The sequence below is a fragment of the Chitinophaga sp. genome (genome assembly GCF_039596455.1).
Taxonomy (GTDB): domain Bacteria; phylum Bacteroidota; class Bacteroidia; order Chitinophagales; family Chitinophagaceae; genus Chitinophaga.
On the sequence record NZ_JBCNJR010000001.1, the window covers coordinates 194,517 to 215,745 of the forward strand.

20 protein-coding genes are annotated in these 21,229 nt (G+C 51.3%); 9 read left to right on the forward strand and 11 right to left on the reverse strand.

The annotated features are described in order from the left end of the window. Positions 1 to 15: 15 nt before the first annotated feature. From gatA to ABDW36_RS00750, 8 genes are all read right to left on the reverse strand, one after another. Positions 16 to 1,461: an Asp-tRNA(Asn)/Glu-tRNA(Gln) amidotransferase subunit GatA gene (gene gatA, locus ABDW36_RS00715; protein WP_343699964.1), complete on the reverse strand. Its 1,446-nt coding sequence runs from the start codon at positions 1,459 to 1,461 to the stop codon at positions 16 to 18. Between the two features lie 97 nt (positions 1,462 to 1,558). After that, positions 1,559 to 1,783 carry a twin-arginine translocase TatA/TatE family subunit gene (locus tag ABDW36_RS00720; RefSeq protein ID WP_343699965.1) on the reverse strand — a complete coding sequence of 75 codons (225 nt, stop codon included), beginning with the start codon at positions 1,781 to 1,783 and terminating at the stop codon, positions 1,559 to 1,561. 664 nt (positions 1,784 to 2,447) lie between these two features. Beyond that, positions 2,448 to 2,795: a 50S ribosomal protein L19 gene (gene rplS / locus ABDW36_RS00725; protein WP_343699966.1), complete on the reverse strand. Its 348-nt coding sequence runs from the start codon at positions 2,793 to 2,795 to the stop codon at positions 2,448 to 2,450. 87 nt (positions 2,796 to 2,882) lie between these two features. Next, positions 2,883 to 3,563, reverse strand: coding sequence for a tRNA (guanosine(37)-N1)-methyltransferase TrmD (gene trmD / locus ABDW36_RS00730; protein WP_343699967.1), 681 nt, complete (start codon positions 3,561 to 3,563; stop codon positions 2,883 to 2,885). 12 nt (positions 3,564 to 3,575) lie between these two features. After that, on the reverse strand, positions 3,576 to 4,097 hold the full coding sequence (rimM, locus tag ABDW36_RS00735; protein WP_343699968.1) for a ribosome maturation factor RimM: 522 nt from the start codon (positions 4,095 to 4,097) through the stop codon (positions 3,576 to 3,578). Between the two features lie 73 nt (positions 4,098 to 4,170). Beyond that, positions 4,171 to 4,635 (reverse strand): 30S ribosomal protein S16, encoded by a 465-nt coding sequence (rpsP, locus tag ABDW36_RS00740; protein ID WP_343699969.1) that lies wholly within the window; start codon positions 4,633 to 4,635, stop codon positions 4,171 to 4,173. Positions 4,636 to 4,809: 174 nt separating this feature from the next. After that, positions 4,810 to 6,129: a signal recognition particle protein gene (gene ffh, locus ABDW36_RS00745; RefSeq protein WP_343699970.1), complete on the reverse strand. Its 1,320-nt coding sequence runs from the start codon at positions 6,127 to 6,129 to the stop codon at positions 4,810 to 4,812. 131 nt (positions 6,130 to 6,260) lie between these two features. After that, on the reverse strand, positions 6,261 to 7,130 hold the full coding sequence (locus ABDW36_RS00750) for an RNA polymerase sigma factor RpoD/SigA (protein WP_074240841.1): 870 nt from the start codon (positions 7,128 to 7,130) through the stop codon (positions 6,261 to 6,263). Positions 7,131 to 7,528: 398 nt separating this feature from the next. Between ABDW36_RS00750 and ABDW36_RS00755 the strand changes: the two genes are divergently transcribed. After that, positions 7,529 to 7,909 carry an START-like domain-containing protein gene (locus ABDW36_RS00755; protein ID WP_343699971.1) on the forward strand — a complete coding sequence of 127 codons (381 nt, stop codon included), beginning with the start codon at positions 7,529 to 7,531 and terminating at the stop codon, positions 7,907 to 7,909. Positions 7,910 to 7,943: 34 nt separating this feature from the next. Here ABDW36_RS00755 and ABDW36_RS00760 read toward each other — a convergent pair whose 3' ends face one another. Beyond that, a complete protein-coding gene (locus ABDW36_RS00760; RefSeq protein ID WP_343699972.1) occupies positions 7,944 to 8,537 on the reverse strand; it encodes a hypothetical protein in 594 nt (197 codons plus the stop codon). Between the two features lie 176 nt (positions 8,538 to 8,713). Here ABDW36_RS00760 and ABDW36_RS00765 point away from each other — a divergent pair, with 176 nt between their 5' ends. The 3 genes from ABDW36_RS00765 (at position 8,714) to ABDW36_RS00775 (ending at position 12,579) form a co-directional block, all read left to right on the forward strand. Beyond that, positions 8,714 to 10,162 (forward strand): LptF/LptG family permease, encoded by a 1,449-nt coding sequence (locus ABDW36_RS00765; RefSeq protein ID WP_343699973.1) that lies wholly within the window; start codon positions 8,714 to 8,716, stop codon positions 10,160 to 10,162. 42 nt (positions 10,163 to 10,204) lie between these two features. Continuing rightward, complete coding sequence (locus ABDW36_RS00770; RefSeq protein ID WP_343699974.1) at positions 10,205 to 10,882, forward strand: phosphatase PAP2 family protein; 678 nt, start codon at positions 10,205 to 10,207, stop codon at positions 10,880 to 10,882. A gap of 68 nt (positions 10,883 to 10,950) precedes the next feature. Next, positions 10,951 to 12,579, forward strand: coding sequence for a glycosyltransferase family 39 protein (locus ABDW36_RS00775; protein ID WP_343699975.1), 1,629 nt, complete (start codon positions 10,951 to 10,953; stop codon positions 12,577 to 12,579). A gap of 54 nt (positions 12,580 to 12,633) precedes the next feature. On the opposite strand, the gene ABDW36_RS00780 is transcribed toward ABDW36_RS00775, so the two are convergent. Further along, positions 12,634 to 13,356 (reverse strand): superoxide dismutase, encoded by a 723-nt coding sequence (locus tag ABDW36_RS00780; RefSeq protein ID WP_343699976.1) that lies wholly within the window; start codon positions 13,354 to 13,356, stop codon positions 12,634 to 12,636. Positions 13,357 to 14,032: 676 nt separating this feature from the next. Between ABDW36_RS00780 and ABDW36_RS00785 the strand changes: the two genes are divergently transcribed. The 5 genes from ABDW36_RS00785 to ABDW36_RS00805 are packed head-to-tail and all read left to right on the forward strand — an operon-like array spanning position 14,033 to position 19,628. Continuing rightward, entirely contained in the window at positions 14,033 to 15,136 is a 1,104-nt protein-coding gene (locus ABDW36_RS00785; RefSeq protein WP_343699977.1) for a ThiF family adenylyltransferase, read from the forward strand. Positions 15,137 to 15,163: 27 nt separating this feature from the next. Beyond that, positions 15,164 to 15,880, forward strand: coding sequence for a hypothetical protein (locus ABDW36_RS00790; RefSeq protein ID WP_343699978.1), 717 nt, complete (start codon positions 15,164 to 15,166; stop codon positions 15,878 to 15,880). Between the two features lie 57 nt (positions 15,881 to 15,937). Next, a complete protein-coding gene (locus ABDW36_RS00795) occupies positions 15,938 to 18,115 on the forward strand; it encodes a 7TM diverse intracellular signaling domain-containing protein (RefSeq protein ID WP_343699979.1) in 2,178 nt (725 codons plus the stop codon). 15 nt (positions 18,116 to 18,130) lie between these two features. After that, on the forward strand, positions 18,131 to 19,228 hold the full coding sequence (locus ABDW36_RS00800) for a hybrid sensor histidine kinase/response regulator (protein ID WP_343699980.1): 1,098 nt from the start codon (positions 18,131 to 18,133) through the stop codon (positions 19,226 to 19,228). Continuing rightward, a complete protein-coding gene (locus ABDW36_RS00805; protein WP_343699981.1) occupies positions 19,212 to 19,628 on the forward strand; it encodes a response regulator in 417 nt (138 codons plus the stop codon). The genes ABDW36_RS00800 and ABDW36_RS00805 overlap by 17 nt, the downstream gene beginning before the upstream one ends. 74 nt (positions 19,629 to 19,702) lie before the next feature. Here the strand turns inward: ABDW36_RS00805 and ABDW36_RS00810 are convergent, their stop codons facing one another. Beyond that, positions 19,703 to 21,187, reverse strand: a complete 1,485-nt coding sequence (locus tag ABDW36_RS00810) for a trypsin-like peptidase domain-containing protein (RefSeq protein WP_343699982.1) — start codon at positions 21,185 to 21,187, stop codon at positions 19,703 to 19,705. Between the last annotated feature and the right edge of the window lie 42 nt (positions 21,188 to 21,229).

Here is a 21,229-nt window from a genome sequence, read left to right on the forward strand (position 1 = left end):
CACGTTGTTTGTTAATTATCCTATGTTTACGGGCTGCTCATGCAGCACGCTATTGGCTATCTGTAACAAGTTCTCTTCGTCAAACTCCCTGGTGATGATCTGCAGGCCGTACGGCATCCCGTTTGAATGCCGGAACAAAGGTACCGAAATTGCCGGTACGCCGGTCAGGTTGGCCAGCACCGTGTAAATATCCGCCAGGTACATGGCTATCGGGTCATCTGTTTTTTCCCCGATCCTGAAGGCGGTGGCCGGTACGGTAGGCAGCAAAACGGCGTCATAACCGGCCAGTATCTGCTGCATCTTCTCCACGCACAGCCTTCTCACCTGCTGGGCCTTTGTGAAATAGGCGTCGTAATAACCGGCGCTCAGCACAAAGGTGCCTAATAAGATACGGCGTTTTACCTCTTTTCCAAACCCTTCTGACCGGCTTTTTTTATAAAAATCCGTCAGGTCCAGGTCTTTTCCGGGGGTACGGTAGCCGTATTTCACCCCGTCAAACCGGCTGAGGTTGCTGGACGCTTCGGCCGTTGTCAACACGTAATAGGCCGCCACTACATAGTCAAGGTAATTGAAATTGACCCCTTCCACGGTATGGCCCTCTGATTTCAGTTGCTCAAAAAAACTTTCGTATCCCTTCCTCATTTCAGGGTCGAGGCCTTCGTGGTGCAGGGCGTCTTTTAAATACGCAAATTTCCGGTTTTTATTGTGCCGGAGACCCGCCTGATAATCAGGTACTTCACGCTGGGAGGCCGTACTGTCGTATGCATCCGGCCCCGCTATAACTTGTAGAACCAAGGCCACATCCGCAATATTCGAGCCAAAAATGCCTATCTGGTCAAAAGAAGAGGCATAGGCAATAAGCCCGTGGCGGGAAATACGCCCGTAAGTGGGTTTCAGCCCCACAATTCCGCAAAAATCCGCCGGCTGGCGTACGGAGCCGCCTGTATCGCTGCCCAGGCTTACCTGGCAGAGACCGGCCTGCACGGCTACGGCGGAGCCCCCGGAAGAGCCTCCCGGCACGCGGGTATTGTCTAGCGCGTTGAGCACTTTCCCATAGGCCGAATTTTCGTTAGTGGAACCCATGGCAAACTCGTCACAATTAAGGCGCCCGATGATGATGGCGCCTTCAGCTAATAACCGCTCTACCGCGGTGGCAGAGAACAGGGAGGTGAACCCCTCCAGTATTTTTGATGCGGCCGTTACCTCATGGCCTTTATAGCAGATCACATCCTTGATGCCTACTACCACCCCGGCCAGTTGGCCGGGCCGCTCCCCGGCACGGATACGCCCGTCCAGGGCCCTGGCCTGCTCCAATGCATCTGCCCCAAATACTTCCAGGTAGGCATTGAGATGCCGCTGCTGCTCAATACGGTCCAGGTACGCACGTACGGTGGCCTCGCAGGTCGTTTTTCCGGCATACAACGCCTCATGAAAAGACGATATACTGCTGTATTCAGTCAAACCCAAACCAGTTTAAATCTTACAATGGGAGATCTCTATAATAAAAAAAACCGTAACTCCGCTACCCCCAGTAGTGTGAGTGGATGATCAGTTTTGCTTATTTCTGTTTTACTTCCGTTTCTTTCATGCCTTCTTCCATCTCGCGGCGCACGTTGTCTTTGGCATCTTTGAATTCGCGGATACCTTTACCAAGGCCGCGCATCAGTTCGGGAATTTTTTTGCCGCCGAACAACAGCAGCACTACGGCAGCAATAAGGATCAGTTCTGTCATACCCAGTTCCTGGAAAAGTAAAAGCGGTGATTTAATGAAAATAGCGGTCATCTCTGATTTTTTAAAATGTTCAGCTAACAAAGATAGGTTTTAATTTGGGGTTTTTCAATGCATGCGGGGCACTTTAATTAACTTTTAAGAATCATCTAATGCCCCGCCACCAGGGCGGATGATACGGTTGTTGAAGGGGTTTGAAGGCGATAACGTTATCACCGCCAGCCGGCTGCTTTCAGGCATCGCCTTTCTCCGGCCCTGGCCGTCCCCCTGTTCTCACCCTGCTTTGACCCTGTTTACACAGATGAAAGCAGGGTGAGAACAGGGTCAAAACAGGGTCAAGAGAGGGTGTAAACCCGGAGGCAGGGGGCACCCGGCGGGCAGGGTGGCATCTGACCCGGATCAGAGAAAAGCTATACCTGGCCAATACCTATGTTAGACCTAGTTCCTACCTATATCAGACCTATGTTAGACCTATGTTAGACCTATGTTAGACCTATGTTAGACCTATATCACACCTATATCAGACCTATGTTAGACCTATGTTAGACCTATATCAGCCCTGGTTCCTGCTTATATCGCACCTGGATCAGCGCAGCGGCCTGCCGCTGCTTTACCCCCTTGAAAGGCCGAATGCGACAAACCATTGGCGGGCTACCACAAAAAGAAAACGGAAGCCCAAAACCGGACTTCCGTTTCACTAATTTCCCTGTATAGTATACTAAACCCTTTTTTCCTTGATACGGGCAGCTTTACCCTGGCGGTCACGCAGGTAGTACAGCTTGGCCCTTCTTACTTTACCCACTTTATTGAGCACAACAGACTCAACGTTAGGAGAATAGAAAGGGAACAGCCTTTCCACGCCCACGCCGTCAGAGATCTTGCGTACGGTGAAAGAAGCGGTAAACCCGGTGCCCTGGATTTTCACCACGTCACCTTTGAAGGACTGGATACGCTCCTTGTTACCTTCAACGATCTTATAGTTAACGGTGACATTATCACCGGCTTTAAACTTCGGAAATTGCTTGCCAGCAGTCAACTGCTCGTGAACAAAAGAAATTGCGTTCATCTTTCAATTATTTATAGGACGGCAAAGGTAAGGAAGAATATCCAATAACCAAGCCCTTTTTCCCGGTTTTAATAAAATATCTTTTTGTCAGTCGTGCTGCAGCAGGTCCGGCCGGCGCTCCCGTGTGCGTTTCAGGGCCTCTTCATGCCGCCACTCCTCTATTTTCCGGTGATCCCCGCTCATCAGCACGGGCGGTACCTTCCAGCCGCGGAACTCCTCCGGCCGGGTGTACACGGGCGGGGCCAGCAGATTGTCCTGGAAGGAATCGAACAGTGCGGAGGTTTCGTCATTGAGCACCCCGGGCAGCAGGCGGCCTATGGCGTCTACCAGTACGGCGGCAGCCAGCTCCCCGCCGGAGAGCACAAAATCCCCGATGGAAATTTCCATGGTCACAAAATGTTCCCGCACCCTTTCGTCTATCCCCTTGTAGTGCCCGCAAATGAGCAGCAGGTTGCCTTTCAGGGAAAGGCGGTTGGCCATCTGCTGGTTGAAGGTATGCCCGTCAGGCGTGAGGTAGATCACCTCATCGTAGGTCACTTCCTTTTGCAGGGCCTCTATGGCATTCACCAGGGGCTCAATCATCATCACCATGCCGGCACCGCCGCCAAACTGGTAATCGTCCACCTGGTTTTGCCGGAAACTGGAGTATTGCCGCAGGTGATGCACGTTTACCTCCAGCAGTCCCTTGTTGCGGGCGCGCTTCATGATGGAGTGCGCAAAGGGGCTCTCCAGCAGTTCCGGTAATACGGTAATGATATCTATGCGCATTGATGGTATTTTTTATCCTAAATATACGTCCAGCAAGCCTTCCGGCAGATCGAGGTGCACCACCTGCTGTTTTTTGTCTACTTTCAGGAGGGTCTGCTCATTGAGGGGCAGCAGCATTTCCTTTTCCCGGTAGGTAACGCGGGCCAGCACCTGCTGCGGCATTTCAATGATCTCCTCAATTTTGCCCAGTTCCCCTTCATGTTTGTCTGTAGCCGTAAAGCCCAGCAGGGAAAGGGGCGCGGAGGCGGAGGCCAGGCCTTTGAAATCTGCCTCTTCCAGGTAAATGCCTTTTTGCAGCAGTTTGCGGGCTTCTTCCCGGGTGTGGATGCCTTCCAGCTTGAGGTAAACGTTTTCCGCATCCTTGGGCCTGGCCTTTTCTATAAAATAAGGCAGGAAGCTGTCTTTCCGCTCTTCTATGAACACGGCGGAAATGTCTTTCAGCGCCGTTTTCCTGCCCAGGCTGTGGCGGAGGATAAATTCCCCTTCCGTGCCGTATACGGCGGCCAGCTTGCCGATATTGAAATAATTAGCCATGCGGTAGTTATAAAAGCAAAAAGGGAATCTTTGCGAACAAATCTTCCCTTTTTGAAATATGATTTCCGGTGAATTATGCTTCAGCTTCAGGAGCTTCGCCTTCAGAAGCAGCGGGAGCAGCAGGTGCTTCCTCTACTTTCCTCACTACCGGTTGAGCGGCGCGTACAGCCCTTTTCTGGCTTTCGCGGCGTGCGGATACTTTTTCTTCGTGATCTGCCTGCCATTGCTCGAATTTGGTGTAAGCCGTAGGCTCATCGAACAGGCCCAGTTTCACGCCTCTGAGGAGGTGTTTCAGGTAAAGTACGCCTTTGAATGACAGGATCCTTCTAACGGTATCGGTAGGTTGTGCACCTTTCTGCAGCCAGCGGAGCGCTTTCTGCGTATCGATATTGATAGAAGCCGGTACGGTCAAAGGATTGTAGGTACCGATTTTCTGGATGAATTTACCATCCCTGGGGGCGCGGGCATCTGCCACAACAATAAAGTAAAAAGGTCTTTTTTTGGCGCCGTGTCTCTGTAATCTGATCTTTACTGGCATAAATAAGTCGAATTATTTGTTGCGAGTGGTTAAAAAATATTGTTTCTATTGGGGCAGCAAATGTAGCCCATAAATTCAAATTGCCCAAATTTTTTCAATTTCAAATTAGGTACCAAGAGTTGCAGATTGAAAACTAGTCTGTTACAAATAACCCGCTTTTCTCATCCTCCTGCCCTACCGCATCTTCAGTCCCTTGGCCCCGCCGGGTATCTTATTCATCATTTTCATCATCTGTCTCATCTGCTCAAACTGCTTCATGAACTGGTTCACATCCTGGATCTCCTTGCCGGCGCCCTTGGCAATACGCTTGCGGCGGCTGCCGTCAATCAGGTCAGGGTTGCCCCTTTCCTGCGGCGTCATGGAATTGATGATGGCCTCTATGCCCTTGAAGGAATCGTCACTGATGTCAAGGTCTTTCACCGCCTTGCCCACGCCGGGTATCATGCCCAGCAGGTCTTTGATGGAGCCCATCTTCTTGATCTGCTGCAGCTGCTCCTTGAAATCGTCGAAATCGAACTGGTTCTGCCGGATCTTTTTCTCCAGCTTTTTGGCCTGCTCTTCATTGAACTGCGCCTGGGCCCTTTCCACGAGGGTGGTAATGTCTCCCATGCCCAGGATACGCTGGGCCATGCGTTCGGGATAGAATACGTCCAGCGTGTCCAGCTTTTCGCCCATACTCACAAACTTGATGGGCTTCTGCACGGTGTAGGTGATGGTAAGGGCCGCACCGCCGCGGGTGTCACCGTCCAGCTTGGTGAGCACAATGCCGGAAAAGTCAAGCCGCTCGTTGAATGCCTTGGCGGTGTTCACGGCGTCCTGGCCGGTCATGGAGTCTACCACAAAGAGGATCTCCTGCGGTTTAACCGCATTCCGCACATTGCTTACTTCCGTCATCATGGCCTCATCTACGGCCAGGCGGCCGGCGGTATCCACGATCACTACATTATAACCGTTGGCTTTGGCTTCTTTTACGGCATTCTCTGCGATCTGCACGGCGTTCTTGTTCTCCGGCTCGCTGTATACTTCCACCCCTATCTGCCCGCCCAGCACTTTCAGCTGGTCAATAGCCGCGGGGCGGTAAATGTCTGCCGCCACCAGCAAGGGTTTCTTGTTCTTTTTGGTTTTGAGGAAATTGGCCAGCTTGCCGGAGAAGGTGGTTTTACCGGAACCCTGCAGGCCGGCTATGAGGATCACGGTGGGGTTGGCCTTCAGGTCAAGCTCCTCTTCCGTGGTACCCATCAGCTCTACCAGCTCGTCTTTCACGATCTTTACCATGAGCTGGCCGGGAGAGATGGCGGTGAGCACTTTTTCGCCCATGGCCTTGTCTTTCACCTTGTCAGTAAACTCCTTGGCAATTTTATAGTTCACGTCTGCGTCTACCAGCGCCCTGCGAATTTCCTTCACAGTAGTGGCCACATTGATCTCAGAAATGCGCCCTTCGCCCTTCAGCTGTTTGAAGGCCGACTCCAGCCGCTCCGATAATGATTCAAACATTGTAATAAAAAGTAATAAAGTAAAAACAATAACAGGATGGCAAAGTTAAGAAAACTAAAAGGCATCCAATAAAAAATGGTGAATATGTACGAATATTCACCATTTCAAAAAAGTTCCGTTCATAACGCGGCTCAGCCACCCAGGTAGTTGCGCAGCAGTTTGCTGCGGGAGGTGGTGCGGAGCTTGGTGATGGCTTTATCTTTGATCTGCCGTACCCTTTCGCGGGTGAGGCCGAATTTTTCTCCGATATCTTCCAGTGACATGGGGTGCTCTACGCCGATGCCGAAATACAGCATGATCACGTCTTTCTGGCGGTCTGTGAGGGTGGAAAGCGACCGTTCTATTTCGCGGCGGAGGGAGTCATGATGGTCCAGCTCCTCATCTGCGCTGACAGCGTTAGGGTTTTCCAGCACGTCCAGCAGGGAGTTGTCTTCCCCGTCTATAAAAGGTGCGTCCATGGATACGTGCCGTGCGGCCACGCCCAGGGTAGCTTCTACCTCTTCCGTATTGATCTCGAGAATGGTGGCCAGCTCGTCAGGAGAGGGCTCCCTTTCAAATTCCTGCTCCAGCTGGGAGTATGCCTTGCTGATCTTGTTGGAAAGGCCTACTTTATTGAGCGGCAGGCGCACAATGCGGGACTGCTCTGCCAATGCTTGCAGAATAGACTGGCGGATCCACCACACGGCGTAGGAAATAAATTTGAAACCGCGGGTTTCGTCAAAGCGCTGTGCGGCTTTGATGAGGCCGAGGTTGCCTTCGTTGATGAGGTCTGAAAGGGACAAGCCCTGGTTCTGGTACTGTTTGGCAACAGATACCACAAAGCGCAGGTTGGCTTTGGTTAGCTTCTCTAAAGCACGCTGGTCTCCCTGTTTAATGCGGATAGCCAGATTCACTTCTTCCTCCGGCGTAATGAGATCCACTTTGCCGATCTCCTGCAGATACTTTTCTAGCGACTGTGACTCACGATTGGTGATCGACTTCGTGATTTTGAGTTGGCGCATTGACATAGCACGGGAACAGTTACAGGTTAATAATAGTTAATTTAGAAGAATGCTAGACAAAAATAACTTTTTTTAGATACCACCCAAAAAAAATAATATCCTGTTAAAACCTTTTTAAGCTAAATCGATTGTTGCCCTATAAACCTTTAGTGGTAACTGCCCAGGGCCGCTGCTAATGCTGTTTTAGCGCATCAAGATGTGTTGAAGAGCGAACTGCGGGAATAAAGCAGTCAAATACTGCTAGATACATAGTTTAAAAACCATATATTTTAAAATAAATTCAGTCAGGAAACCGGTTTAGTTAATATATCGAAAAAAATTCAAAATTTATTTTGATAGAATAAATATTTTTCTATAATTGCAGGCAGATGATTTTGATTTTTTAATAATTCTGTGCGATGTCAAAGAAAGTGCAATATGAGTTAGAATATCCGGTTCGGTGCTCTCCAAGTATCTTATATGAATTTCTATCCACCCCCGCAGGCTTACAGGAATGGTTTGCAGATAAAGTAGATTTCAGGGACAATGTTTTTTCATTTTCATGGAACGGTTCAAGCGAAGAGGCAGAAGTGCTGGAACAGGAAGATGACGAATATATCCGTTTACGTTGGTTACACGCTCCCAAAAATGAATTTTTTGAATTCAGGATCCAGATATCTGAAGTTACCAATATGACCATACTGGTGATCAAGGATTTCGCCGAGAAAAAAGAAGTGGCGGACCAGAGCCAGCTCTGGGATTACCAGATCAAAGATCTTTTCCACCGCATCGGCAATTAGGCCGTGGCTACAGATCAGCAGCTAGTAAATTAACCTACCTTCTTTTTCCCAGCATCTTTAAAAGGGCCGTATAATCGGCCACAGCATTGGAAATAACGTTTTCCCAATCCTGCAGCGCGTACTTTCTGGCAAGCTTTACAAAAGCCCCCTGCATCAGGCCTTCCCATTCCCCGGCGGAAAGGGAGCCGGCTGCCCGGTAGTTGTCTGGTTCAAAGTGATGCTCCCAGGGGTTTTCCTGCACGCAAACATGCCAGTCTCCCAGTTGCTGCTGCAGCCCCGCCAGGCGGTTGCGGTAAGCATCCAGCGAGGCGCCGGCCAAATGCAGGGTAATGCTGAAAAAACGGCCCCACCAGAAAAAGCTGCGGCAGGCAAAAATATCATCCCGGCCAAACTGCCGGGGGTAATCCAGCACTACGTACGGCAGGCCCTGGTACTGCTCGCCTTTGGATATCTTGGCGGGCTGCCCCTCCGGCAGCTGCAGGCCCGCAATGGCCGGCTCCGCCTCCATGGCCTTCTGCAGCTCTCCAAACAGCACAAACACCTTTTCAATGATCCTGTTCTTCCGTAACAGGAAATCTGCGTCCAGCACCGTGCTTTGCTCTATTGTATTCAGTTCGTACGTTTCCATGAGCATCCGGTTTGCCCGCCGCGGCCGGCGGGGTTCATCATAAATTAACGCTTTTTTGTATCCCGCGCCCTTCCGCGCTTGGGGGATTCGTGTTAACTTTGCATGGCCTGTATGCAAAAGTATATTGAAAACCAGGCAGTTTTACATTTTACGAATGTTATTTTTATACAGCGGTTGTGAAGAAACTCGATAAACTGATCATCAAGACCTTTGTGGGGCCCTTTGTGGCCACCTTCTTCGTGACCCTCTTTGTACTGATCATGCAGTTTGTATGGAAGTACATTGACGACCTGGTGGGCAAAGGGCTGGATACGCCTGTGATAGTGGAGCTGCTGGTGTATACCAGCGCCAGCCTGGTGCCCCTAGCCATGCCCCTGGCTGTGCTGCTCTCTTCCATCATGACCTTCGGCAACCTGGGCGAGAGCTTTGAGCTGGTGGCCATCAAGTCTGCCGGCATTTCCCTGCTCCGCTTCATCCGCCCGCTGTTCATCTTTTCCGCCATTATTGCCCTGGGCGCCTTCCTCTTCTCCAACTACGTGATACCGGTGGCCAACCTCCGTGCCAAATCCCTCCTGTATGACATTACCAATGCCAAACCCGCCTTCAACATCAAACAGGGCGTGTTCTATACCGATATTGACGACTACGTGATCAAGGTAGGCCGCAAGGAGCCTGACAACCGTACCATTCACCAGGTCATGATCTATGACCGTACGCCCGGCAACAGCGGCAAAGACCGGCTGATACTGGCGGAGAAAGGCACCATGGAGCTTTCGGCAGACAAACGTTTCCTCAACTTTACCCTGGAGAACGGATGGCGCTATGAAGACAATGCCGAGGCCCGCGGCAATAGTAATAACGACCTGCTGCGCATGGGCTTTAAAAAGTACGTGATGCCGTTCAGCCTGGAAAAGCTGGCTTTCAGCCGACTGGATATGGGTCTTTTTGCAGACAACCAGCAAATGCTGAACATCCGGCAGCTGGACTATGGCATTGACTCCCTGTACCGGCGGGATTCCAACTACATCCGCACCACCAATGCCTACGTAACCAGCCGCTATCCCTTCTACAAATGGAAAGACACCGGCTGGGCAAGCAGTGCGCCCAGGCTGGCCGTAGACAGTTTTATACAGATCATTCCCGAAGCTTCCCGGCGTTACGTGCTGGAAAGAGTGGAATCCAACCTGCGGGAAACGGAAAGCTCCCTTTCCGGCACGGCCAAAGAGTATGCGGACAATTATGCCAAACGTTCCCTTTTCAAGGTGGAGTGGCAGCGCAAGTTCTCCCTGGCGGCGGCCTGCATCGTATTATTCCTGATAGGCGCCCCGCTGGGTTCAATTATTCGCAAGGGCGGACTAGGGACACCGCTCGTTTTTGCCGTTATATTCTTTGTGATCTTCAATATATTCTTTATGTTAGGGGAGAAAATGGCCAGGAAAGACGTGATGGCGTCCTGGAGCGGAATGTGGTTAGCCAACCTGGTGTTGCTCCCTATTGCCGGTTTCCTCGTTTACAAAGCGATGAATGACTCCCAGCTGTTTAACAAGGAATTTTATTACAGATCCTATCAAAAAATCAAAAAGTACATACAGAAGCGGCGTAACAAGCACGAAGTTAGCATATAGCCCCTTCTGACCTATATTTACGGACCTACAACTTTTACTTGCATGTTAAAAACACTGACGGCACTGGTGCAGTCTAACCGTTATTTTTACGTCCCGTTCTTCCTATGGGTTATTACCGGAGGCACCTTACTATCCCTCTTCTCAAAAGATCAGTTGTTTCTTGGCGTGAATGGCGCCCACTGCGCCCTGGCAGACTGGCTGGTAACAGGCAGCACCTACCTGGGAGACGGTATTGCCTTTGGCGTGATGCTGGCCATCTTCCTGGTGATGCGGCGCTGGCGGCTTTTCCTGATGGGGGCCGGTTCCCTGCTGTTCATTACCCTGGTGGTGCAGAGCATCAAACATTACGTGAACGATCCCCGGCCCATTGCCTACTTTGCGGACCCGGAGATGCTCCATATTGTGCCCTGGATCAGTGTTCACAGCGGGCTCAGCTTCCCTTCGGGCCATACTTCCACGGCCTTCGGCATGTTCTGCTTCATGGCCCTGATCTGGAACAACAAAAAAATGGGGCTGCTGCTGTTCCTGCTGGGACTTTCTACCGCCCACAGCCGCCTGTACCTCAGCCAGCACTTTTTTGCCGACGTATACTTCGGCAGCATCATCGGAACGCTGTGCAGCACCATGATCTACTGGCTGTTTGAATACAAGCGCAGCCAAACGCCGGGCACCACCTGCATACATGGTACCGTGGCCGCCCCGCCGGCCGGGATGGCATAATATTTAAATCCTTTAAATATTAAGGTTTCTTTGCGAACTTAGCGCTTCGCTTAAATATTTACATCCTGATGAAGTATCTGTTGATAGCTGTTGTAGCGGCCCTGTTGTTCATTCCCTTCCTGGGCGCGGTACATTTATTTGACTGGGACGAGATCAATTTTGCGGAAGCGGCCAGGGAAATGATCGTTACCGGCAATTACTCGCAGGTGCAGATAGACTTTGCGCCCTTCTGGGAGAAACCGCCCCTGTTCATCTGGATGCAGGCCATCAGCATGCAGCTTTTCGGCATCAATGACTTTGCGGCCCGTTTCCCCAATGCCATCATCGGCATTGCCACCCTGCTCACCTTTTACCACATCGGAAAAAAACAGGTAGACGAGCAGTTCGGCTTCTGGTGGGCACTTGTGTATGCAGGCTCCTGGCTGCCCCATTTCTATTTCAAGTCTGGCATCATAGACCCCACCTTCAACTATTTTATTTTCCTGGCCGTGTATTTCGCCTACCGGATAGGCTATGCGCCCAAACCAACGCGCATGGCTATTTTCAGTGGCATCAGCCTCGGCCTGGCCGTACTTACCAAAGGCCCCGCGGCCATCCTGATAGCGGTACTGGTGCTGCTCGTGTACTGGGTCTACAATAAATTCCGCATCCACATCAAAATTGTTCACCTCCTGTGGACCGTGCTGTGCTGTTTTCTCACCACCGCCCTCTGGTTCGGTTACGAGATCATTATGCACGGCTGGTGGTTCGTGAACGAGTTCGTGATCTACCAGTGGCGGCTGTTCAGCACACCGGACGCGGGCCATGGCGGGCCTTTCTTCTACCACTGGATAGTGCTGCTGGTGGGCTGCTTCCCGGCCAGCATCTTCCTGCTCAGCTACGTGCAGACCAGTCGCGCCAAATCCATTTACCTGAGCCAGCCGGCAGAGGCCAAAGACTTCAAGGTATGGATGTGGATACTCTTCTGGGTGGTGCTGCTGCTGTTTTCCATTGTGAAAACGAAAATTGTGCATTATTCCTCCCTCTGCTACTTCCCGCTCAGTTACCTGGCCGCGCTGCAGGTTTACCGCCTGCTGGAAGGCCGCTTCCGCCTGAAAGGCTGGAACATCAGTCTCATGCTTTTTATTGGCGTAGTGCTGGGCCTGGCCATCAGCCTGCTGCCGCTGGTGGGCATTTATAAAAACGAGCTGATCCCCCATATCGGGGACAAGTTTGCGAAGGCCAACCTGCAGGCAGACGTGCGCTTCAGCTTCGGGGAAATGGCCTATGGCCTTATTTATATATTGCTGGTAGTGATCAGCTGTGTAATGCTGTTTTCCGGCAAGGTGCGGCGGGGCTTGCTGTGCCTCTTTATCAGCACTATATTGATGATACAGGTAACGGTGCTGCACTTTGTGCCCAAGGTGGAAAAGTTCTCCCAGGCGGCCGCCATCGAGTTTTTTGAGCAATTCCAGGGAAAGGATGTGTACGTGAAGCCCCTGGCCTACTTCAGTTACGCCCACCTGTATTATACGCGCAAACAGCCGTCTACCAACCCTGAATACTATAAAAACAAGGAACAATGGCTGCTGGAAGGGGCTATAGACAAGCCGGCGTATTTCATTTGCCGCATTACGGACAGCGAGCCGTACCGCTCTCATCCAAACCTGGAGCTGATTGGCGAAAAGAACGGGTTTGTATTTTTCAAGCGGAAATAAACAACTGTCTTTATAAAAAAAGCGGTGGCATCAGATCTGATGCCACCGCTTTTTTTATTTCTTCACTGCGTTAAGGCGTTTCTCCACCTCATCCCAGTTCACCACGTTCCAGAAGGCCGTAATGTAGTCAGGCCGCTTGTTCTGGTGTTTCAGGTAGTAGGCGTGCTCCCACACGTCAAGCCCCAGGATGGGCGTTCCCGGTTCTTTTACCAGTTGCGTCATCAGGGGGTTGTCCTGGTTGGGCGTGGAGGTGATGGCCAGTTTCCCGTCTTTCTTCACTATGAGCCAGGCCCAGCCGGAGCCGAACACTTTTTTGGCGGCGTCCCCAAATTGCTCCTTGAACGCGTCTACAGAGCCAAATGCGCCGTTAATAGCAGCGGTGAGTTTGGAGGAGGGGCTGGTTTGTTTGGGGCTGAGCAGCGTCCAGAACAGGCTGTGGTTATAGTGGCCGCCGCCGTTGTTGCGGATGGCCGCATCTTTGGCGGTTACTTTGGCCAGTATGCCTTCCAGTGAAAGGCTGGCCAGGGGAGAGCTTTTCAGCGCGTCATTAAGGTTCTTTACATAAGCGCCATGGTGCTTGTCATGATGGATCTCCATGGTCAGCTTGTCTATATTGGGCTCCAGCGCATCAGGAGCGTAAGGTAAAGGAGGCAGCGTGAACGGTGCTTTTTGCGTTAACAGGGTTTCGCGCCCCTCTGCGGCAAACAATCCTTTCGGATCTGCCATAGCGGCCAACCCGGCGAGGCCGGCCACCTTGAGGAATTCTCTTTTATGCATGATGGGTATGATTAGTTCCTACAAATCTAAAAGATAGCGGCTAATTACTCGCAAATATTACACCAATCTCAATCGTGATATAATCGTTATTTTTGCAAAATCTGCAAAATAAAGCGGCTTGTTATAGTTTAATTTGAAATAAATTGCTATTTTACTTTTATATTCATGTGTTGTTGTCGTATATCTAATCATTCTCTAAAAAATGAAGCTATTTATCCCAGGCAAGAGGAATTGCCAAGCCCCGGCCCGGCAAAGGCCGGCTGAGCCCTATACTGTCTTCGCCGGTGATTGCCGGATATCGTCCATCCCCCACAATTGTTTAACAATAGCTGTTATGCGCGCTTTGCCAGAGAGGTGAAGTTTGGTTTGATCTTAGCTCATTTACAATAAATACCGTAGACACGGACAAGCAGTTCGCCCCCAAAGGGTTGGTGAGGTCTGATTTTTTTCCGTTTATGCCCGGAAACAACCATAAAAGAATTTTTATAACACTTTTTTATACTTATTAATGTATGATCTGGAGAAAGAAGGCGGGAAAATTTCCCCTTTCAGTGGGACGTGGTTTTGGTGAGGCGCTTGTACTTTGGCCCTTTAAAAATAACCTAACGATCAGTAACCGGGCATCATTAGAGGAGGCAACATCCATTCACCCGTAAAAAACCAGTCTGGAAGCAGCATGATAATTCAGGAACGAGTACTGCAGACAAGGCATGAGCACCTGACCCATATGCCAGTGTTTTATCATCCCGCAAATGGGGACGAGAAGGCCGCTTTGCTGCAATTACTGCGGAGCAACCCGCAGATCAGGGTTTATGACGAGCTGTACAGCCAGCTCAGGGAGCTGATAAAAAGCCTGCACCCCACCCGCGCGTTAACGCCGGAAGAGCTGACAGCCGCTGTTGAGCGGCACCTGAACGGTACCGCTCCCGAAGATTACGGGGTGTGGGTGTACTACCCCTGGGCGGAAAAGCTGGTGCATCTGCTGGGCCGCGAAGAGTTTATTGCCATGCGCACTTCCCGCAACCAGCACAAGATCACGCGGGAAGAACGGGACCTGCTGCAGCAGAAAAAAATAGGTATCATAGGCCTTTCAGTAGGGCAAAGCATAGCGCTTACACTGGCCATGGAACGCATTGGCGGAGAGTTGCGGCTGGCAGACTTTGACACCGTGGAGCTTAGCAACATGAACCGGCTGCGCACCGGCGTTTTTAACCTGGGCATGCCGAAGGTGATCATAGCCGCCCGGGAAATTGCCGAACTGGACCCCTTCCTCACCGTGAAGTGTTTTACAGACGGGGCTACAGAAGAGAACCTGGACGAGTTTATGACCGGCGGAGGCAAGCTGGACGTGCTGGTGGAAGAGTGTGACGGCATTGATGTGAAAATACTGGCCCGCAAAAAAGCGAAAGCTATGCAAGTGGCGGTAGTAATGGACACCAATGACCGGGGAATGCTGGACATTGAGCGGTATGACCTTGACCCCTCCTACCCGCTGCTGCACGGCCTGATACCTGATATTGCAGACCTGAAATCTCTCAAACACCTCACCAATGAAGAAAAAATACCCATTTTAGGGCCCATGGCGGGCATGGCCGATATGAGCCCCCGCATGAAATATTCTTTGGGAGAGATCGGGAAAACGATCACTACCTGGCCGCAGCTGGCATCTTCCGTAATGCTGGGCGGCGCCATGGTGGCAGACACCTGCAGGCGGATACTGCTTGGCCAGCTACGGTCTTCCGGCAGGTATTATGTGGACTTTGATCAACTTATTCAATAATGCCCCTATAAACTAAAAGAGCAATCAATGAGCGCACCGATCAATGTAAGGGCTTTTTTTGCACCGGATGACCCGGAAGCTTGCATGCGGTTTTACGAAGGCCACAGCAAACTGCTGCAGATCTATTTCGGGATCAATAAAATTACTTCCGGTAACCAGGACTGGATATCTCATAGAAACACCGTAGTGGTCATTGTGGAAGATGACACCGGCACCAAAACCTATGGCGGCGCCCGTGTGCAGATAGCAGACGGCGTGCTGCCGCTGCCCATAGAAATGGCCATCGGCAAATACGACCCGAAAATTTATACGGACGTGGTTCCCCGGCAGGGAGACATGCCCGGCAGTGCGGAGATCTGCGGTTTGTGGAATTCCAAGGAGGTGGCCGGCATGGGCATCGGCAGCCTCATTCTCAGCCGCGTGTGCGTGGCGCTGATGACGCAGCTGCCTGTAAAGAACGTGCACGTGCTTTGTGCGCCTATTACCACCCGCGGCGCCAAAAGGGTGGGCGCGGTGATAGACACGTCGCTGGGCAATGAAGGGGTGTTCTACTACCCGAAAGATGACCTGGTGGCCACCGCCATGATTATCAGGGATATACACGAAGTGTCCAGCGCGGAGCAGGTGGAGAAAGACCTGATCTTCAACCTCAGGGCCCAGCCCAACCAGATACGTACGGAAACAGGCCCCAAAGGCAGTTTTGAAGTAAGTTACCAGCTGGGCCTGCCCCAAATGGTACCATAAACTGTTATGTTTACTGCTATAACATCAGTAAATTGACATTGCAATTTTTTTATGCAGATGCTGATACGCTTTTTTGCCCTGATCATCCTTGCCCTGCACTGGCAAAGCACTGCCTTTGCAGAAACGCCGCGTGTGGTATTTAAAGACAGCACACAGCTCATGCAGGTAGGTCCGTACGTGGAGCTGTACCGTGACAATACCAACCTCCTGACAATAAACGACGTACGCAAGCAGACCTTTACCCTTTCCAAGACAGACGTGCCTAACCTGCAGATATCCCCTTTCAGCAACTGGGCCCGCTTTGCCATTACCAATGAAACCGGGCTTAACCGGCTGCTGCTGGAGGTGGAATACCCAACCATAGATGAGATCACCCTTTACGAAATACTGCCCTCGGGCGGGTACCGCGTAGTAGAGCTGGGCCAGTTCCAGCCTTACCGCTACCGCCCTTATGACCATCAGAACTATATTTTCCCGCTCATGCTGGCGCGCGGCGAAACAAGGGAGTTTTACCTCAAGGTAAAGGCCGGGGAGCAGGCCCAGCTCCCGATGTACCTGGGCGGAGAAACATCGCTGAACGTAAAGAACACGGAGCGTAACTTCATTTTCGGAGTGTACATCGGCATCATTCTCGTTATGGCCCTGTACAACCTTTTCATTTACCTCAGCATCCGCGACAGGAGCTATCTCATTTACGTGAGCTACATCATCTGCGTGGGCCTCACCCAGGCCTCGCAGCAGGGGTATACCTTCCGTTTCCTCTGGCCCAACAATATCTGGCTGGCCACGCACGACACGCTCATCATTCCCATTCTCAACGGTATTACGGCCGCCCTGTTCATCCAGTCTTTCCTCCATACGCGGGAAAAGTACAGAACAGGCCATCATATTCTGACCGGCGTGGTAATAGCCTATTCCCTGGTATTCATCCCCACTTTCCTGGATAAATACTTTGTGGCCAATATGATGGCGCAGATGACCGCCATGGCCGCTTCCCTGCTGGCCATTTTTGTGGGCTACAAGGTAGCGCGCAGGGGCTTTATACCGGCCCGCTACTTCCTGGTGGCCTGGGGCATCTTCCTTTCCAGCGTATGTGTTTTTGTATTGCGCAACTTCAACATACTGCCGTATAACGACTTTACCTATTACGCCCTGCAGATAGGCTCTGCGGCGGAAGTAACCCTGCTGTCTTTTGCCCTGGCCAACAAGATCAACATTTACCGGAAGGAAAAAGAGGAATCACAGGCCGTGGCCCTGCGCATATCACAGGAAAACGAGCAGCTGGTGCGTGAACAGAACATTATATTGGAAGCCAAAGTGCTGGAAAGAACGGAAGCCCTGCAAAACAGCAACGTAGAGCTGAACAAAGCCCTTACCAACCTGAAAAACGCACAGACGCAGCTGGTGGAAGCGGAAAAAATGGCCTCCCTCGGCCAGCTGACCGCCGGCATTGCGCACGAGATCAATAATCCCATTAACTTTGTAACATCCAATATCAAACCGCTGAAACTGGACTTTGAAGACCTCAGAAGCCTGCTCCGCCAATATGAAGCCATCGGGCCGGCAGACAACATCCAGCAAAAACTGGCAGACATTGAGCAGTTCAAGCAGCAGATAGATATAGACTACGTGCATAGCGAAATAGACACCCTCATCAAAGGCATTGAAGACGGGGCCAACCGTACCGCTGAAATTGTAAAAGGCCTGCGTACCTTCAGCCGGCTGGACGAAAGCGACCTCAAATTCGTTGACATTCACGAAGGGCTGAACTCCACCATGGTGCTGCTGCGCAACAACATCCCAAAAAACGTGGACGTGGTGTACAACTACGGAGAACTGCCCAAAATAGAGTGTTTTGCCGGAAAGCTGAACCAGGTGTTCCTCAACATCATCAACAACGCCCTGAACGCCATCAAGATGAAGCCGGAACAGGGGCAGGAAAAGCTCACCATCACCACCCGCTATTTTGAAGCGGAAAAACAGGTGAGCATCAGCATCAAAGACAGCGGCATAGGCATGACGGACAAAGTAAAAGAAAAGATATTTGAACCGTTTTTCACAACCAAAGACGTAGGTGAAGGCACCGGGCTGGGACTTTCTATTGTTTTTAGCATTATTGAGAAACACCACGGCAGAATACTCGTTGAGTCGGAGCCGGGTAAAGGAGCGGAATTTATTATATATTTACCACTTCATGTGCCAATAGTGCCCAGTGTTCAGAGTCATATGTCCTAATTAACAAGACCCTTCATGAAAAATAACCGTATCAGGATACTGTACATCGATGACGAAGTACATAACCTCAATGCCTTCCGCGCCAACTTCAGGCGCAGTTACGAGATCTATACCGCCAATTCAGCCGCGGAAGGGATGCAGGTGCTGAAGGGGATTGAGGTGCATATCATTATTGCTGACCAGAAAATGCCCACCACCACCGGGGTGGAATTTTTTAACGAGATCAAGGACGTATTGCCTGACCCCATCCGCATTCTGCTGACCGGTTATACAGACGTGGAAGATATCATAGACGCCATCAACAAAGGCCATATCTTCTCCTACATCAAAAAACCCTGGGACGAGCACGAGCTGTTCAAAACCATCAATAACGCATACGAGATCTATTCCGCCCGCAAGCAGCTCAAGGAAAAAGTGCTGGAGCTGGAAAAGACGAACGACGAGCTGAACCGCTTCATTTACTCTACCTCTCATGACCTGCGTGCGCCGCTCATGAGCGTACAGGGCATCATCAACCTCAGCCGGCTGGACAACAGCATGACAGACCCGCAGGGGTATATGGGCATGATTGAGGTGTGCATTACCCGGCTGGACAGCTTCATCCAGAAGATCATTGAATATTACCGCAACTCGCGGCTGGACCTGGAGTATGAAAAGATCGATTTTTCCACGCTGATCAGTGACTGTATCGATACTTTCAAACACCAGAACACCACTATTCATTTCAATACCAAAATTGACCAGCCTGTACCGTTCAAGGGTGACTTTTTCCGCATCAGCGTGATCCTGAACAATCTGATATCTAACGCCGTTAAATACCAGAAGCCGGATGAAACCAGTCCGCAGGTGAACCTGTCTGTAAAAGTAGAGCCGCACAAGGCTACCATCCGGATAGAAGATAACGGCATAGGTATACTCAGCGAGCACCTCAGCAACATTTTCAAAATGTTCTTCCGCTCCAAAAACAACAACAAGCCCGGCAGCGGCATAGGGCTGTACATTGTAAAAGAGGCACTGAACAAAATAGGTGGCACCATTGGGGTAGACTCCCGTTATGGGGAAGGCACCCAATTTGAAATCTCTATTCCGAACAGAAATGAATTCGATACCTGATCTGCGCGTCATACTGATCGATGACAACGATATCGATCTGCTGCTGCATGAACGGCTGATCTCCATTCAGCAGATCAGCAGGACCATCCTGTCATTCAGCAATGCCAACAAGGCGCTCGAGTTCCTGTCCAGCAACATCACCCTGCCGCATATTCCGCCCACGGTCATTTTGCTTGACATACAGATGCCTGAAATGGATGGCTTCGAGTTTCTCCGGTCTTTTGACTCCTATCCCAAAAAGATCAAAGACCAGTGCTATATCATCATGGTCTCTTCCTCGCTCGATTTCGGGGATATTTCCCGCACCAACGCCAACCCGCTGGTAATACGGCTGCTGAAAAAACCATTGCAGCCCAAGGAGCTGAAAGACGTGATAGAAGGTATTTTCAGGGAGCAATAAAAAAAGGCTTCCTCATGGAAATGAAGAAGCCTGTTCGCACTTAAAATTTAACCCCCTAGTTACTCAAATCTTTATTAATAGTCGTTAATACCGTAGTAATACACCTTGTTGCTGCCCGGGTACATCCCTTCTATCTGGAAGTTGCCCCTCAGGCGCTGCATGGCGGCTCTCAGTTCATCTACCGTGCGTACGGCCATGCCGCCCACGCGGGTGATCACAAAACCTTCTTTCATGTTGGTCTGGTCTGCCAGCACGCCTTCATTAATGGCCGTTACCTGTACCCCGCCGGCAATGCCCATTTTGCGGGCTTCCGCTGCGGGAAGGGTGGCAAAGTCTGCCCCCAGCTGCTGTATGGTTGCGGCAGGGCCGCCGGCAATTTCACCCATTTTACCTTTCAGGGTTACTTCCACATCCTGCTCGGCGCCGTTTCTCAGGTAGGTAAGCTTCAGCTTGTCTCCCGGTTTCTGGCGGGCAACCTGCTCGGACAGCTGCGCGCCGGAGTTGATGGCAGCGCCGTTTATTTTGGTGATCACATCGCCCTGGCGTATGCCTGCTGCGGAGGCCGCGCCGCTGGGGTCTATACCGGCCACGTACACGCCGTTGCCGTCATATTTGATGCCCAGCTCTTTTTTCTGCGCTTCATCCAGGTTTTCAGGCGCCATGCTAATGCCCAGGTAACCGCGCTGTACGCTGCCGAACTGTTTAATATCGTTCACCACCTTTTTCATCAGGTTGGAGGGGATGGCATACGCATAACCTGCATAAGAGCCCGTGGGAGATGCAATGGCCGCGTTGATGCCTATCAGCTCACCGTTAGTGGTAACCAGCGCACCGCCGCTGCTGCCGGGGTTCACCGCTGCGTCTGTTTGCAGGAAAGATTCCACGGGAGCGGCCGCCTGGCGGTTAATGCCAAGGTTGCGGGATTTGGCGCTGATAATGCCCTGGGTTACCGTTACATCCAGGTTCAGCGGGTAGCCTATGGCCATTACCCACTGGCCCAGCTTCACATCGTCAGAGTTGCCCACCGGCATCACCGGCAGGTTTTTACCGTCTACCTTGATCAGGGCCAGGTCCGTGTTGGGATCTGTACCAACAATCTCCGCTTTGTAGTTTTTACCGTTGCTGAGCGTTACGCTTACTTCCGTAGCGCCGTTCACCACGTGGTTATTGGTAACAATGTAACCGTCCTGGCTGATGATCACACCAGACCCGGAGGCCCGCTGCTCAGGCGGCTGGCGGAACTGGCGCCCGCCTCCGTCACCAAAGAAGTGGCGGAAAATATCGTCGTCCATTCCCTCAAAGGGGTTTTGCTGGCGCGCCTGTTTGTACTTCACTACCGTGCGGATATGTACTACGGAGGGCACGGCCGCGGAAGCCGCTTCTTCAAAGCTCACCGGCTGGTTGTTTACCGGCCCTGTATAGGCCGTGCGCACCAGCGGGGCGCTCTCCTCTCCCGTAATTGTATGATATAGGTTGCCGGATTTACCGCTCAGGGCGAAGCCGCCGGCAACAATTGCAGCTACAAGTGCAATAGCGGCAAAGAGTTTCTTTTTATTCATATCATCTGGTTTAAGATTGCCATAAAATTGGGCCGGCATTCT